Origin of the sequence: Streptomyces hilarionis (assembly GCF_024539675.1) — a bacterium.
GTDB lineage: Bacteria > Actinomycetota > Actinomycetes > Streptomycetales > Streptomycetaceae > Streptomyces > Streptomyces hilarionis.
This window is the reverse complement of the sequence record NZ_JAHHIT010000057.1, coordinates 1-14,386: the sequence shown is the minus strand read 5'-3', so window position 1 is coordinate 14,386 and position 14,386 is coordinate 1. Positions and strand designations below refer to the sequence as shown.

Annotated in this window: 13 protein-coding genes; 5 read left to right on the top strand and 8 right to left on the bottom strand. The window is 72.6% G+C overall.

All coding sequences use genetic code 11. The annotated features are described in order from the left end of the window. Positions 1-16 precede the first annotated feature (16 nt). From tilS to dacB, 3 genes are all read right to left on the bottom strand, one after another. On the bottom strand, positions 17-1,048 hold the full coding sequence (gene tilS, locus KMS84_RS14795; RefSeq protein ID WP_256916679.1) for a tRNA lysidine(34) synthetase TilS: 1,032 nt from the start codon (positions 1,046-1,048) through the stop codon (positions 17-19). A gap of 192 nt (positions 1,049-1,240) precedes the next feature. After that, the gene (locus KMS84_RS14790; RefSeq protein WP_256916678.1) at positions 1,241-2,374 is read right to left on the bottom strand and encodes a zinc-dependent metalloprotease; all 1,134 of its coding nucleotides are present in this window, start codon (positions 2,372-2,374) and stop codon (positions 1,241-1,243) included. 112 nt (positions 2,375-2,486) lie between these two features. Further along, positions 2,487-4,157 (bottom strand): D-alanyl-D-alanine carboxypeptidase/D-alanyl-D-alanine endopeptidase, encoded by a 1,671-nt coding sequence (gene dacB, locus KMS84_RS14785; protein WP_438818936.1) that lies wholly within the window; start codon positions 4,155-4,157, stop codon positions 2,487-2,489. 79 nt (positions 4,158-4,236) lie between these two features. Between dacB and KMS84_RS14780 the strand changes: the two genes are divergently transcribed. Beyond that, the gene (locus KMS84_RS14780; RefSeq protein ID WP_007452023.1) at positions 4,237-4,728 is read left to right on the top strand and encodes an inorganic diphosphatase; all 492 of its coding nucleotides are present in this window, start codon (positions 4,237-4,239) and stop codon (positions 4,726-4,728) included. Between the two features lie 128 nt (positions 4,729-4,856). Further along, positions 4,857-6,518 (top strand): threonine/serine exporter family protein, encoded by a 1,662-nt coding sequence (locus tag KMS84_RS14775; RefSeq protein WP_256916677.1) that lies wholly within the window; start codon positions 4,857-4,859, stop codon positions 6,516-6,518. Positions 6,519-6,543: 25 nt separating this feature from the next. On the opposite strand, the gene KMS84_RS14770 is transcribed toward KMS84_RS14775, so the two are convergent. Further along, a complete protein-coding gene (locus KMS84_RS14770) occupies positions 6,544-7,635 on the bottom strand; it encodes a DedA family protein (RefSeq protein ID WP_256916676.1) in 1,092 nt (363 codons plus the stop codon). A gap of 141 nt (positions 7,636-7,776) precedes the next feature. Between KMS84_RS14770 and KMS84_RS14765 the strand changes: the two genes are divergently transcribed. Beyond that, on the top strand, positions 7,777-8,142 hold the full coding sequence (locus tag KMS84_RS14765) for a YbjQ family protein (RefSeq protein WP_256916675.1): 366 nt from the start codon (positions 7,777-7,779) through the stop codon (positions 8,140-8,142). A gap of 52 nt (positions 8,143-8,194) precedes the next feature. Here the strand turns inward: KMS84_RS14765 and KMS84_RS14760 are convergent, their stop codons facing one another. Beyond that, positions 8,195-8,956, bottom strand: coding sequence for a MerR family transcriptional regulator (locus KMS84_RS14760; RefSeq protein ID WP_256916674.1), 762 nt, complete (start codon positions 8,954-8,956; stop codon positions 8,195-8,197). Between the two features lie 125 nt (positions 8,957-9,081). Between KMS84_RS14760 and KMS84_RS14755 the strand changes: the two genes are divergently transcribed. After that, complete coding sequence (locus KMS84_RS14755) at positions 9,082-10,365, top strand: ion channel protein (protein WP_256916673.1); 1,284 nt, start codon at positions 9,082-9,084, stop codon at positions 10,363-10,365. 29 nt (positions 10,366-10,394) lie between these two features. Beyond that, entirely contained in the window at positions 10,395-11,801 is a 1,407-nt protein-coding gene (gad, locus tag KMS84_RS14750; protein WP_256916672.1) for a glutamate decarboxylase, read from the top strand. 51 nt (positions 11,802-11,852) lie between these two features. Here the strand turns inward: gad and KMS84_RS14745 are convergent, their stop codons facing one another. From KMS84_RS14745 to KMS84_RS14735, 3 genes are all read right to left on the bottom strand, one after another. Continuing rightward, positions 11,853-12,614 carry an ABC transporter permease gene (locus tag KMS84_RS14745; RefSeq protein WP_256916671.1) on the bottom strand — a complete coding sequence of 254 codons (762 nt, stop codon included), beginning with the start codon at positions 12,612-12,614 and terminating at the stop codon, positions 11,853-11,855. Then, a complete protein-coding gene (locus tag KMS84_RS14740; protein ID WP_256916670.1) occupies positions 12,611-13,600 on the bottom strand; it encodes an ATP-binding cassette domain-containing protein in 990 nt (329 codons plus the stop codon). Before KMS84_RS14740 ends, KMS84_RS14745 begins: the two co-directional genes overlap by 4 nt. Positions 13,601-13,684: 84 nt before the next feature. After that, positions 13,685-14,326 (bottom strand): PadR family transcriptional regulator, encoded by a 642-nt coding sequence (locus KMS84_RS14735; protein ID WP_256916669.1) that lies wholly within the window; start codon positions 14,324-14,326, stop codon positions 13,685-13,687. Positions 14,327-14,386 lie beyond the last annotated feature (60 nt).

Sequence of the window (14,386 nt, the reverse complement as noted above, 5' to 3'; positions counted from 1 at the left end):
GCCGGAGGGCCCGGATTCAGCCTTGCCGAATCACCAGTCTGCCACCCTGACGCTGAGCGACGACTTTGCCCGGGAGATTGATGACCCCCTGGCCGCGCCATCCGGTGATCAGCCGGTCGATCTCCTCGATGTGCCGGGCGAACAGCGAACCGGCGGGAGCGCCCGCCTCGATCGCCGCGCGGCGCAGGATCCGGCGGCGTACCGCGGGCGGCAGGGCGTAGAGCTTGGCGCACTCCAGGAGGCCGGCCGCGTCGCGTACGGAGGACTCGGCCTGACCGGCCCAGGCGTCGAGCGCGTCGGCGTCGTCGCGGGAGAGCTGGGCCGTGCGGGCCAGGGCTTCGACGACGCCCTTGCCGAGGGCCTTCTCCAGGGCGGGCAGGCCCTCGTGGCGGAGCCGGGAACGGGTGTAGGCCGGGTCGGCGTTGTGCGGGTCGTCCCAGACGGGCAGGGACTGGACCATGCAGGCCTTGCGGACGGTCTGCCGGTCCAGCTGGAGGAAGGGGCGCCGGTAGCGGCGGACGGCCCCAGGACGCCCGGAGACCGCGGCCATGCCGGACAGGGAGCGGATGCCGGAGCCGCGGGCGAGGCCGAGCAGGACGGTCTCGGCCTGGTCGTCACGGGTGTGGCCGAGCAGGACGGCGGTGGCGCCGTGGGCGTCGGCGGCGGCGTCGAGGGCGGCGTAGCGCGCGTCGCGGGCGGCGGCCTCGGGGCCGCCTTCGCGGCCGACGGCGACGGCGGTGGACTCGACGGGGTCGAGGCCGAGTTCGCGCAGTCGCAGGACCACTTCCGCGGCCCGCAGGTCGGAGCCGGGCTGGAGGCCGTGGTCGACGGTGACGCCGCCGGCGCGGACGCCGAGCCGGGGGGCCTCGAAGGCGAGGGCGGAGGCGAGCGCCATCGAGTCGGCGCCGCCGGAGCACGCCACGAGCACGAGCGGCGGGTTCGGGCGCTCGTGCGGGTCGGCTTCGGGGGCGGGGTGGTCGTTGAGGATGTCGTGGAGTACGCGGCGGACCGCCAGGCGTATCGCCGCGACCGCAGGATGGGGACCCATTGTCCGGTTCCCTTCATGAAGTTGTCGGGGGTTAGCCCGAGGTTCGGTCACTCAGAGTGTGTAGATGGTGACAGAACCGGGCCGTTCCCTGAGCATCGCACGCCTACTCAGGCCCCACGGTCCCTCGGACGGGTGATTGCGGAGGCGTTCTCCTGCCGGCGGCCGGAATCGGTTCCCGCCCCTGTCCGCGGCTCACGACTCGGCCTTGCGGTGGACGCGCGCGACCCACTCCGCCGGTTTGGCGATCTCGGCCTTGGTCGGAAGTGTGTTCGGGGAGGTCCACACCCGGTTGAAGCCGTCCATGCCGACCTCGTCCACGACGGCCCTCACGAAGCGTTCGCCGTCCCGGTACTGCTTGAGCTTGGCGTCCAGGCCGAGCAGCCGGCGCAGCGCGATGTCGAGCCGGGAGGCCCCCTTGGCGCGGCGCTGCTGGAACTTCTCGCGGATCTCCGCGACGGTCGCCACGACGTCGGGGCCGACGCCGTCCATGACGAAGTCGGCGTGGCCCTCCAGCAGGGACATCACGGCGGTGAGGCGGGCGAGGATCTCGCGCTGGGCGGGCGTCTGGACGAGTTCGACCAGGGAGCGGCCGCCGTCGTCCTCCTCGCCCTCCGGGCGGCCCCCGGCGAGGGACTGGGCGGCTTCCCGGACGCGTTCCAGGAAGGTCATGGGGTCGACGTCGGTCTCGCCCAGGAACGACTGGATCTCGCCCTCTAGGTGGTCGCGCAGCCAGGGAACCGCCGAGAACTGCGTGCGGTGCGTCTCCTCGTGCAGGCACACCCACAGCCGGAAGTCGTGCGGGTCCACGTCGAGTTCGCGTTCCACGTGGACGATGTTCGGCGCGACGAGCAGCAGGCGGCCGCCGCCCTCGGCGCCGGCCGGGAGTTCGCGGGTGGCGGGGGCGAACGTCTCGTACTGGCCGAGCACACGGGACGACAGGAACGACAGCAGCATGCCGAGTTCGACGCCGGTGACCTTGCCGCCGACCGCGCCGAGGACCGCGCCGCCGGGCGTGTTGCCCCGGCGCTCCTGCATCTTCTCCAGCAGGGGCTTGAGGATCTCCCGGAAGCCCGCGACGTTCGCCCGCACCCAGCCCGGGCGGTCGACGACGAGGATCGGCGTGTCGTGGATGCCGTCGGTGGCCATCCGGGTGAAGGCGCGCACGTGCTGCTCCGAGGCCTTGGCGTGTCGGCGCAGTTCCGCGACGACGGCCCGCGCCTCGTCGCGGCTGACCTCCGGTCCCGGCCGCACGAGCCGGGTCGCGGTCGCCACCGCGAGATTCCAGTCGACCGTCCCTGATGAGGCAGCGCCGCCGATGCTCGTCATGCGTCAACCGTACGTGAGCGCCGCCGGGGAGGGCAGGCCGCGGCAGACCGGTCAGGGAGATGTCAGGGTCGGGGCCCGGGCCGCCCCGGGGCGACCCCCGACGACCCCGGGTTCAGCGGCAGCCGCACCCGGCCAGCGCCGTCGCCGCCCTGTCCAGCGCCGTCTGGGCCGCCGCCGGGTCGGTCGTGCCGGCGGCCATGAGGGCGAAGGCGAGGAGCCGGCCGTCCCGGTCGACGACGGTTCCGGCGAGGGTGTTGACCCCGGTCAGGGTGCCGGTCTTGGCGCGGACGACGCCGGCCGCGCCGTCGGTGTAGCGGCTGGTGAGGGTGCCGGTGAAGCCCGCGACCGGGAGGCCGGTGAGGACGGGGCGCAGGTCGGGGCGGCGCGGGTCGCCCGCCGCGACCAGAAGGGCCGTCAGCAGGTCCGCGGTGAGGCGGTCCTGGCGGTCCAGGCCGCTGCCGTCCCGGAAGCGGGCGCCGGCCACGGGCAGTCCGAGCTTCTTCAACTGGGCGTGGACCGCTCTGCCGGCGCCGGCGAAGTCGGCGCGCACGCCGGTGGCGACGGCGGTCTGACGGGCGAGGGCCTCGGCGATGTCGTTGTCGCTGTTGGTGAGCATCCGCTCGACGAGGGCGGACAGCGGGGGCGAGGCGACGGTCGCGAGGCTCTGCGCGCGGGTGGTGGCCTTGGAGGGGCCGGGGGACGTCGTCGTGACGCCGGCGGTCCTCAGCAGCGCCGCGAAGGTGGCCGTCGCGTCGGCCGCCGGGTCGCCGACGCGGGCCGTCGGGCCGCTGTCGGAGTCGTCGGTGCGGCCCTCGTCGGCGCTCAGCGCGGTGACGGGGGCGAGGTTGGGGTTGACCCCGATGGGGTGAATCCGCGAACCGGCGTACAGGGTCGTGTCGTAGGACAGCGTCACCTTGGTGAGGCCGCGCTTCTTCAGGGCGGCGGCGGTGGAGGCGGCGAGGGTGCGCAGACTCGCCCAGCCGCCGGCGTCCGCGCGGGCGGTGAGGGTGGGGTCGCCGCCGCCGACGAGGACGAGTTCCCGGGTGTCGGGCTCGAGCACCGCGCGCGTGGTGAAGCGGTGCTCGCCGCCCATCGCGGAGAGCGCGGCGACCGCGGTGGCGATCTTCGTGGTGGACGCCGGGGTGAGCGCCCGGCCCGCTCCGGCGTCGTAGAGGCGTCTGCCGGTGGCGACGTCCACGACCGCGGCGGTGTGCCGGGCGCCGAGGGCCGGGTCGCCCAGGAGCGGGCCCAGGACGCCCGTGAGGCCCGTGCCGGTCGGCAGGGCGTCGGGGGCGGACTTCACCGTGGTCCCGGCCTGTGCCGCGCCGCCGAGGGCGGTGAGGACGGTCGCCGCGCTGGGAGCGGGCCGGGGCGCGCCGGCCGCCCTGTCGGACGTACGGGACGAATCGTCCGGGCGTGCGTGATCTGTGCCACCCGTCCGTTCCAGGGCGGCGACCCGGTCCCGCTCGGCCGTACGCTGACCGCTGGAGTCCCAGGGCCCGGCGGCGGTCACCACGACGGCGGTCAGCGCCAGCCCGGCGGTCGCCGCACCCGCGGTGTACCGCCAGGAACCGGCCGGCGGACCGGCCTTCGTGATCCGCGCGAGCTGCGGCCGCGCCGCCCGTGCCAGCCGCGCGGCCTGCGGCTTCGCGGTCGCGGCCACGTGCGCGAGGCGGGGCCGTACGATTCCTGCGGCCCGTGCCAGACGCGGTCGTACGGCGTTCGCGACCCGCACCACGTGCGGTCTCGCGGTCCGCCAAGGCCTCAGCTCTGGCACGAACACCAGCCCCTTTCGCGATCACACACCTGCGTGAGGGACACTTAACCACCAGAACTATGTGTTGATCATGGAGGAGCCACCGGTGGAGTTCGACGTCACGATCGAGATTCCGAAGGGTTCGCGGAACAAGTACGAGGTGGACCACGAGACCGGTCGGATCCGCCTGGACCGTCGACTCTTCACCTCGACCGCCTACCCGACCGACTACGGCTTCGTCGAGAACACTCTCGGCGAGGACGGCGACCCGCTGGACGCGCTGGTCATCCTGGACGAGCCGACCTTCCCGGGCTGCCTCATCCGCTGCCGCGCGATCGGCATGTTCCGGATGACCGACGAGGCCGGCGGCGACGACAAGCTGCTCTGCGTCCCGTCGACCGACCCGCGCGTGGAGCACCTGCGCGACATCCACCACGTGTCGGAGTTCGACCGCCTGGAGATCCAGCACTTCTTCGAGGTCTACAAGGACCTGGAGCCCGGCAAGTCCGTCGAGGGCGCCGACTGGGTCGGCCGCACCGACGCCGAGGCCGAGATCGAGCGGTCCTACAAGCGCTTCAAGGACCAGGGCGGTCACTGAGCGATTCGCGGTGTGAAACGCCGGCGCGGAGGTAGGTGAAGGGCTGCACGCGTGCGCGTGCGGCCCTTTCGCGCGTCTGTGCGCATACTGGGGCCAACGGAAGGTGTCGTTCCAGGGAGCGTTGCTGAGTGTCGGAGGCGGAGGACCGCAAGCCGCAGTCGGACGAGGCGAGGAGTGGCTTCGACCCCGAGATCACGTCCGAGTTCGCGATCCCGGCGGGGCTGGCCGTCGCCAGACCCGGGGGCGAGCCGGAGACCACGTCGGAGTTCGCCGTCCCGGCGGGGCTGGACGTGTCGCAGCCGTCCGCCGCCGAGGGCGAGGGGTCGGCGTTCAGCCCGCCGAGCACGTACAGCGCCCGGCAGGCCCCGGTCGCCTTCACACCGGCCGCCGGCGTCCCGGTCGTGAGCCTGATCAAGGACCTGCCGTGGCAGGACCGGATGCGCACGATGCTGCGGATGCCGGTGGCCGAACGGCCCGCGCCCGAGGCCGGCCCGAAGGCGGCGGAGGAGGGACCGGCCGTCCCCAGGGTGCTCGACCTGACGCTGCGCATCGGCGAGTTGCTGCTGGCGGGCGGGGAGGGCGCCGAGGACGTCGAAGCCGCCATGTTCGCGGTGTGCCGCTCCTACGGGCTCGACCGCTGCGAGCCGAACGTCACCTTCACGCTGCTGTCGATCTCGTACCAGCCGTCCCTGGTGGAGGACCCGGTGACGGCGTCGCGCACGGTGCGCCGCCGGGGCACCGACTACACGCGCCTGGCGGCCGTCTTCCGGCTCGTGGACGACCTGAGCGACCCGGAGAGCCATCTCTCGCTGGAGGAGGCCTACCGGCGGCTCGCGGAGATGCGCCGCAACCGCCACCCCTACCCGACCTGGGTGCTGACCTCCGCGAGCGGGCTGCTCGCGGGCGCGGCCTCGGTGCTGGTCGGCGGTGACCTGGTCGTGTTCGTGGCGGCGATGCTCGGCGCGATGCTCGGCGACCGGCTGGCGTGGCTGTGCGCGGGGCGCGGGCTGCCGGAGTTCTACCAGTTCCTGGTCGCGGCGATGCCCCCGGCCGCGATCGGCATCGCGCTGACGCTGTCCCACGTCGACGTGAAGGCGTCCGCGGTCATCACCGGTGGGCTGTTCGCGCTGCTGCCCGGGCGGGCGCTGGTGGCGGGCGTCCAGGACGGTCTGACCGGCTTCTACATCACCGCGGCCGCGCGTCTGCTGGAGGTCATGTACTTCTTCGTGGGCATCGTGGCGGGGGTGCTGGTGATGCTGTACGTCGGAGTGCAGCTCGGCGCGCATCTCAACCCCGACGCGGCCCTCGGCGTCTCGAAGCGGCCGTTGTGGCAGATCGGCGCGTCGATGCTGCTGTCGCTGACGTTCGCGGTGCTGCTGCAACAGGAACGGTCGACGGTGATCGCGGTGACCCTCAACGGCGGTGTCGCCTGGTCGGTGTACGGGGCGATGCGCTACACCGGCGAGATCTCGCCCGTCGCGTCCACGGCCGTCGCGGCGGGCGTGGTCGGCTTGTTCGGGCAGTTGCTGGCACGCTACCGGTTCGCCTCCGCCCTGCCGTACACGACGGCGGCGATCGGGCCCCTGCTGCCGGGTTCGGCGACCTACTTCGGGCTGCTGGCCATCGCGCAGAGCAAGGTGGACGCCGGGCTGGTGTCGATCACCAAGGCGGCGGCGCTGGCGATGGCCATCGCGATCGGGGTGAACCTCGGGTCCGAGGTGTCCCGGATGTTCCTGCGGATCGGCTCCCAGGAGAAGCGGCGGGCCGCCAAGCGGACGAGGGGCTTCTGAACCCCGCGGCCCTCCGGCCCGGCTTCTAGTAACCCTGGCTGTCGTAGGGGTACTGGCCGTTGTGGCCGTTGTGCTGGGCTCCGTACGGCTGTTCCTGCTGCTGCGGCTGCTGCTGCGGCCAGTCGTCCTGCGCGTGCCGCTGCCGCTGGGGATACGGCTGCTGCTGCGGGTACTGCTGCGCGCCGTAGTAGTCGTCCTGCCGGCCCTGGTTCCCGTAGTCCTGGCCGTGGTTCCCGTAGTCCTGGCCGTGGCTGTGCTGGCCGTGGTTCTGCTGCCCGGGGTTCCGCTGCCCGTAGTCCTGCTGTCCGTGGTGCTGCTGCCCCTGGTGGGGCTGCCCGTGGTGCTGGCGGCCCTGGTCGCCGTACGGGTGCTGCCCGTCGTGCCGGTCGTCCCCGTCGATCCGGCGCAGCTGCGTGGTCGCGTCGTCCATGACCGGGAACTGCTGCTCGGGCCGGTGCTGCCCGGGGTCCTGCGCCGGGGTCCGCGCGGCGCCCTTGCCGGACTTGGAGCGGGCCCTCATGAACTCGATGACGATCGGGACCACGGAGAGCAGCACGATCAGGATGAGCATCGCTTCGATGTTCTTCTTGACGAAGTCGATGTTGCCCAGCCAGGAGCCGAGCAGGGTGACGCCCGCGCCCCACAGGACGCCGCCGATGACGTTGAAGGTCAGGAAGGAGCGGTACCGCATGCCGCTGACGCCGGCGATGATCGGCGTGAAGGTGCGCACGATGGGCACGAAGCGGGCCAGGATCAGGGACTTCGGCCCGTGCTTCTCGAAGAACTCGTGCGCCTTGGTGACGTTCTCCTGTTTGAAGAGCTTGGAGTCCGGCCGGTTGAAGAGCGACGGCCCGACCTTCTTGCCGAACATGTAGCCCGCCTGGTCGCCCAGGATCGCGGCGACGCAGATCAGGCCGACCGCGCCCCACAGGGGGAAGTCCAGCTGGTTGGACGTGATCAGCAGACCGGCGGTGAACAGCAGCGAGTCACCGGGCAGGAAGAACCCGATCAGCAGGCCGGACTCGGCGAAGACGATCAGCAACAGGCCCCAGATGCCGAAGGTGTCGAGCAGGTAGTCGGGGTCCAGCCAGCTCGGTCCGAGGGCGATCGTCGTCACGCTTCCGGGCTCCTGACAGGTGGGGGAACGTACAGCGTCCGTGGTGCAGCCGCACAAAGCTATCAACGGACCGCCCCGCCCCCAGGTTCCACGGGCGTCTCCGGGATGCGCTGTGCGCCCGCCGGGGCCAAGCTGTGAGCCATGGGAATCGACGATTACGGCGGCGGACAGGGTCCCCAGTCGGACGTGCTGGTCGTCACGACGAACGACGTGCCCGGGTTCCGGGTGCAGCAGGTCATCGGCGAGGTCTTCGGGCTGACGGTGCGCTCACGGCACCTGGGCAGCCAGATCGGCGCCGGCCTGAAGTCGATGATCGGCGGTGAGCTCAAGGGTCTGACCAAGACCCTGGTGGAGACCCGCAACCAGGCGATGGAACGGCTGGTGGAGCAGGCACGCGCGCGGGGGGCCAACGGCGTGCTGATGTTCCGCTTCGACGTGACGGAGGCGGCCGACATGGGCACCGAGGTGTGCGCCTACGGGACCGCCGTGGTCCTGGCCCGGGAGTAGCCCCGGACCACGACCACGAGCGGAGTCGGGACGGGCGCGGCCGGGCCCTGGCTCACCCCGAGTGCCGGGCCGCGTTCGCCAGGATCGCCTCCCTGAGGTGTTCGGCGAGGCCCGGGTGCATGGCGTCGTAGAACGCCTTGAAGCGCTCGTCGGAGACGTACATCTCACCCAGGCAGCGGTGCATCTCGTGCGGGCAGTCGTAGTACCAGACGCCGATGTGCCGGCGGTGCTCCTCGGCCAGCTCCATGGCCGCCTCGCCGGTCGCCGGCTCACCGGCGGCCACCAGGGCGGCGTAGCGCTCGCTCCAGGCGTCGACCTCGGCATGCAGGCGCTTCCAGTCGTCCTTGGTGTAGCGGGCGACGCGGCGCTGCGACTCGGCGTACGCCTGCGTGCCGCCCCAGCGCTGTTCCGCCTCCTCGGCGTACTGCTCGGGGTCCTTGTCGCCGAAGACCTCGAACCGTTCCTCGGGTGTGAGGTTGATGCCCATCGTGCGTGCCTCCATGGCGTGTTCCACGGCCGCGGCCATCTTCCGCAGCCTTTCGATCCGGTCGGTCAGCAGCTCGTGCTGTCGGCGCAGGTGCGCCCGCGGGTCGGCCGCCGGATCGTCGAGCAGGGCCGCGACCTCCTCGAGCGGGAAGCCGAGCTCGCGGTAGAACAGGATCTGTTGCAGTCGGTCGAGGTCGGCCTCGTCGTAGCGCCGGTGGCCCGCGTGGCTGCGCCCGCCGGGGACGAGCAGGCCGATGTCGTCGTAGTGGTGCAGCGTGCGCACCGTGACACCGGCGAACCCGGCGACCTGTCCTACGGAGTAGCTCACTTCGTCCGCTCCCTTCTCGGTACGCGCTCCACGGTGCGGCCTCACGCCGCGTGAGGTGCAAGCGGGATTCCCCGGAGGCGTCCCGTCCGGATGTCATGTCCGTTTCGTCCGCTTATCGTGAGCGCGTGGCCCAGGACACCTCGCAGCGCGCGCCCGCCCCTCCGGCGACGCCGGCCCGCGCCCTGCTTCCGTCGATCCTGCCCGCCGTGCTGGTCGGGGTGCTGGCCGCCCTGCTGCTCCTGCTGGTGGAAGGGCTGGCCGGGCGGCTGGAACACGTGCTGTGGGCCACGCTGCCGGACGCGCTGGACGTGGGCCGCTACTCGGTGCTGTGGATGCTCGTCGTCCTGACCGGGACCGGCGTGGCGGTGGGGCTGGTGGTGTGGAAGGCGCCGGGGCACGCGGGGGCCGATCCGGCCACGATGGGCCTGGACGCGCCCGTGCTGGCCCCGGTGGTGGTGCCGGGGCTGCTGCTGGCGACGGCGCTGATGCTGGCGGGCGGCCCGAGCCTGGGACCGGAGAACCCGGTCATCGCCGTCAACGTGGCGCTGGCGGTCTGGCTGGGCCGCCGGGCGCTGCCGCGGTCGCCGGGCGCGTTGTGGGTGGTGCTCGCGGAGGCGGCGACCATCGGCGCGCTGTTCGGCACGCCCGTGGCGGCGGCGCTGCTGATCTCCGAGGCGCTGGCCGGGCGGCAGAGCGAGGGGCCGCTGTGGGACAACGTGTTCCCGCCGCTGGTCGCCGCGTCGGCCGGTTCGATGACCACCACCCTGGTGGCTCATCCCGTCTTCGACCTCGGCCTGCCCGGGCTCGACCGGCCGGGGTGGGGCGATCTGCTGGCGTCTCTCGTGATCGCCTCGGCGGGCGCGCTGCTGACCCTGTGCGCCGTCCGCGCCTTCCCGTACGTCCACGGCGCGTGCGCGCGGCTGCGGCACCCGATGCTGATGCTGCCGCTCGGCGGGGTCGTCCTGGGCCTGCTGGGGGCCCTGGGCGGCCGTCTGACGCTCTTCAAGGGGCTGGACGAGATCGGGGAGCTCGCGGCCGATCCGGAGGGCTGGTCGGCCGGCCAGTTCGCCACCATGACGGTCGTGAAGCTGGCCGCCCTGCTCGTCGCCGCCTCGTGCGGGTTCCGCGGCGGCCGGATCTTCCCGGCCGTGTTCGTGGGCACCGCGTTCGGTCTCACCGCCCACGCGCTCGTCTCCGGCGTCCACCCTTCCGTGGGTGTGGCGTCCGGGGTGCTGGGCGTGCTCCTGGCCATCACCCGGCAGGGCTGGGTGAGTCTCTTCGTCGCCGCCGTCCTGGTGGCCTCGGCGTCGATCATCGCCCTGCTCTGCGTCGCCACGCTGCCGGCCTGGCTGCTGGTGACGGGACGGCCGCAGATGCAGTTGCGCGCGGACGGAACTTCGGTCCGCTGACCCCCGTTCGATCCTTCAGGAGGCATTCCATGCCGTTGCACAAAGGTCCCCAGAAGCCCGACGAGCGCCCGCTGTCCGTCAACCCCTTCTACGGCGAGGCGGATCCGGTCGGCGGCATGATCGAGGCGCCGCCCAAGCACCGGCTGCCGGCCGGCCCGACGCCCCCGTCCACGGCGTACCAGCTGGTGCGCGACGAACTCATGCTGGACGGCAACGCGCGCCTGAACCTGGCCACCTTCGTCACCACGTGGATGGAGCCGCAGGCCGGCGTCCTGATGGCGGAGTGCCGCGACAAGAACATGATCGACAAGGACGAGTACCCGCGCACCGCCGAGCTGGAGCGGCGCTGTGTGGCGATGCTCGCCGACCTGTGGAACGCGCCCGACCCGTCGGCGGCCGTGGGCTGTTCGACGACCGGGTCGAGCGAGGCGTGCATGCTCGCCGGGATGGCGCTGAAGCGGCGGTGGGCGCAGCGCAACGCCGACCGCTACCCGGGCGCGCGCCCGAACCTCGTCATGGGCATCAACGTCCAGGTCTGCTGGGAGAAGTTCTGCAACTTCTGGGAGGTGGAGGCCCGGCTGGTCCCCATGGAGGGGGAGCGCTTCCACCTGGACCCGCAGCGCGCGGCCGAGCTGTGCGACGAGAACACGATCGGGGTCGTCGGCATCCTCGGGTCCACCTTCGACGGCTCCTACGAGCCGATCGCCGAACTGTGCGCGGCGCTGGACTCGCTCCAGGAGCGCACCGGACTGGACGTGCCGGTGCACGTCGACGGCGCGTCCGGCGCGATGATCGCCCCCTTCCTCGACGAGGACCTGGTGTGGGACTTCCGCCTCCCGCGCGTGGCGTCCATCAACACCTCGGGGCACAAGTACGGGCTGGTGTACCCGGGCGTCGGCTGGGCGCTGTGGCGCGACAAGGAGGCCCTGCCGGAGGAGCTCGTGTTCCGTGTGAACTACCTGGGCGGCGACATGCCCACGTTCGCGCTCAACTTCTCCCGCCCGGGCGCCCAGGTCGTCGCGCAGTACTACACGCTGCTGCGGCTCGGCCGGCAGGGCTTCCGGGCGGTCCAGCAGACCACCCGGGACGTGGCCGGGCGCCTCGCCGGACAGGTGGAGGCGCTGGGCGACTTCCGGCTCCTCACCCGGGGCGACGAGCTGCCGGTGTTCGCCTTCACCACGGCGCAGGGCGTGGAGGCGTACGACGTGTTCGACGTCTCCCGGCGGATGCGCGAGAACGGCTGGCTGGTGCCCGCGTACACCTTCCCGGCGAACCGGGAGGACCTGTCCGTGCTGCGGGTGGTGTGCAGGAACGGCTTCTCGGAGGACCTCGCCGAGCTGTTCGTGGAGGACCTGACCCGACTGCTGCCGGAACTGCGACGGCAGTCGGGCCCGGCGACGCGGGACAAGGGCGCCGCGACGAGCTTCCATCACTAGGTGCATTGACCACGAGCGTTGTTGACGGGGGCCGGGCTCGAGCTCAGGCCGTCAGCGGCTCATGCGGGCGAACTTCCGCACCGCCAGCGGGAAGAAGACCGCCAGCAGGGCCAGCGGCCAGCCGACCGCCGCCGCCACGTGCCCGGGGTCGGCTCCCGGCCCCGCCAGCAGGTCGCGTACCGCCGTCGCCGTGCGGGACAGGGGGTTCCACTCGACGGCCGTCCCCAGCCAGTCGGGCATCGCCCCGGGGGCGGCCAGGGCGTTGGAGAGGAAGCCGACCGGCCAGACCAGGATCTGCACGGCCTGCACCATCTCGGGCCGGCCGGCGACCAGCGCCAGATGGATGCCGATCCACAGCATCGCGAACCGGAAGAGGAGGAGCAGGGCCGCCGCGCCGAGGAAGGCGTCCGGCGTGCCCTGCGGCCGCCAGCCGAGGGCGAGGCCGACGGCGGTGAGCACGGCCAGGCTCACGGCCGACTGGAGCATGTCGGCGGCCGCCCGGCCCACCAGGACCGCGCCGTCGGCCATCGGCAGCGCGCGGAAGCGGTCGACGACGCCCTTGTCCAGGTCCTGGGTGACGGCGAGCATGGTTCCCTCCAGGCCGAAGGCCATGGTCAGCGCGAGCATGCCCGGCATGAGGTAGTCCAGGTAGTCGCCGCTCACCCCCCGGCCGCCGCCCACCAGGTAGCCGAACATCAGCAGCAGCATCACCGGGAAGACCAGCCCGACGACCACCCGGCCGGGCCGGCGTGCCCAGTGGGCGAGTTCACGGCGGGTCATGGTCCAGCAGTCGGTCAGCGCCCAGACGTTCACACGGTCTCCCTCGTGTCCGTACGGTCGTGCTCGTCCCGGCCGGTGAGGTGCAGGAAGACCTCGTCCAGCGTGGGGCGGCGCAGGGCCACGTCTTCCGCCTCGACGCCGGCCGCCTCCAGCGCGCGGACGACGCCGGACAGGGCGGCCATGCGGTCGGTGACCGGCGCGCTGAGCAGCCGGCGGTCGGCGTCGACGGTGACGTCCTCCTTCGGCAGGGGCAGCGCGGCGACGGCCGCGCCCAGCAGGCCCGGATCGCGCAGGACGACGTCGATGCGGTCGCCGCCGGTCAGCGCCTTGAGCTCGTCGGCGGTGCCGTCGGCGATCACCCGGCCGCGGTCCACGACGCCGATGCGGTCGGCGAGCCGGTCGGCCTCCTCCAGGTACTGGGTGGTGAGCACGACCGTCGTCCCGCCGCCCGCCAGGGAACGGACCGCGGACCAGACCTCGGCGCGCCCGCGCGGGTCGAGGCCCGTGGTGGGCTCGTCGAGGAAGAGGACCTCGGGGTCGACGCCGCCGCGGCCGCCGATGAGGGAGGCCGCCAGGTCGAGACGGCGCCGCATGCCCCCGCTGTAGACGCGCACCGGTGTGCGTCCGGTGGCGGCGAGGTCGAAGCGCTCCAGGAGCTCACCGGCGCGCACCCGCGCGGCACGGCCGCCCAGCCGGTGCAGGCGCCCGAACAGCTCCAGGTTCTGCCGTCCGCTCAACTCCTCGTCCAGGGCCGCGTACTGGCCGAGCAGGCCGATGCGCAGCCGGACCTCGCGGGCCTCGCGGACCACGTCGTGCCCGGCCACCTCGACGCGCCCGGCGTCCGGTCGCAGCAGCGTGGCCAGGATCCTCACCAGGGTGGTCTTGCCGGCGCCGTTCGGTCCGAGCACGCCGTGCACGGCGCCCCGGGCCACCGTGAGGTCGAGCCCGTCCAGCGCCTGTGTGCCGCCGTACCTCTTGCGCGCGCCCTCGACGGCGATCGCGTGTGCCGCACCGGTCATGACATCCCCCCGCTCCCGTTCAGGGTAGTCAAACTTGACTACAGGCTCAAAAATAACTCCGCCGATCCCACTCGTCAAACTTGATCAGTGAGCGTCCCCGGGATGCCGTTCCCCGGTCGCGTACGGGTTGTCCTCGCCCTCCCGCAGGACGCCGACGAACGGCTCGCCCTCCCCCGCGAAGGTGTAGGCCCCGCCCTCGATACGGGCGATCAGCCCGCGGGTCCACTCGGCCTCGCCGTCGGCCGTGTGGATCCACAGGTTCATGATCTCGCCGATGTGGCCCAACTGCTCCGGGCCCTCCTCGGGGAGGTAGTGCGCGGTGACCGCGGACCGCCAGGTCTCGATGCCGCGGATGCGCTCCTCCAGCAGCGACACCGCCTCCGCGCGCGGGAGGTCGAGCATGAACCCGATGGCCGCCGACTTCACGTCGGTCTTCTGGTCGTACGAGGTCAGCGCGTCGCGCAGCAGCCGGAAGTACTCCTCGGCGCCGGCCTCGGTGATCTCGTACTCGGTGCGCGGCGGGCCGCCCGCCGTGGACGGGGCCGTCTCGTGCTCACGCAGCAGTCCCTGCTTCGCCATCTGCTTCAGGGCGTGGTAGATCGAGCCCGGCTTGGCGTTGGACCACTCGTGGGCGCCCCAGTACTCCAGGTCGCCGCGCACCTGGTAGCCGTGGGCCCGCCCGTGCTGACGCACGGCCCCCAGGACGAGAAGACGGATCGCTGACATGGGCCCAGGTTAGGGCGTGGCGGGCCGGCGCCCGCAGGCCGCCCGGCACGCCGGGACGGG

Excerpts from the sequence above, each read along its gene's own strand:
- gad (WP_256916672.1), top strand. The coding sequence starts at position 10,395 with ATGCCGTTGCACAAAGGTCCCCAGAAGCCCGACGAGCGCCCGCTGTCC.
- KMS84_RS14790 (WP_256916678.1), bottom strand. The coding sequence starts at position 2,374 with ATGACGAGCATCGGCGGCGCTGCCTCATCAGGGACGGTCGACTGGAAT.
- KMS84_RS14765 (WP_256916675.1), top strand. The coding sequence starts at position 7,777 with ATGGGAATCGACGATTACGGCGGCGGACAGGGTCCCCAGTCGGACGTG.
- KMS84_RS14740 (WP_256916670.1), bottom strand. The coding sequence starts at position 13,600 with ATGACCGGTGCGGCACACGCGATCGCCGTCGAGGGCGCGCGCAAGAGG.
- tilS (WP_256916679.1), bottom strand. The coding sequence starts at position 1,048 with ATGGGTCCCCATCCTGCGGTCGCGGCGATACGCCTGGCGGTCCGCCGC.
- KMS84_RS14735 (WP_256916669.1), bottom strand. The coding sequence starts at position 14,326 with ATGTCAGCGATCCGTCTTCTCGTCCTGGGGGCCGTGCGTCAGCACGGG.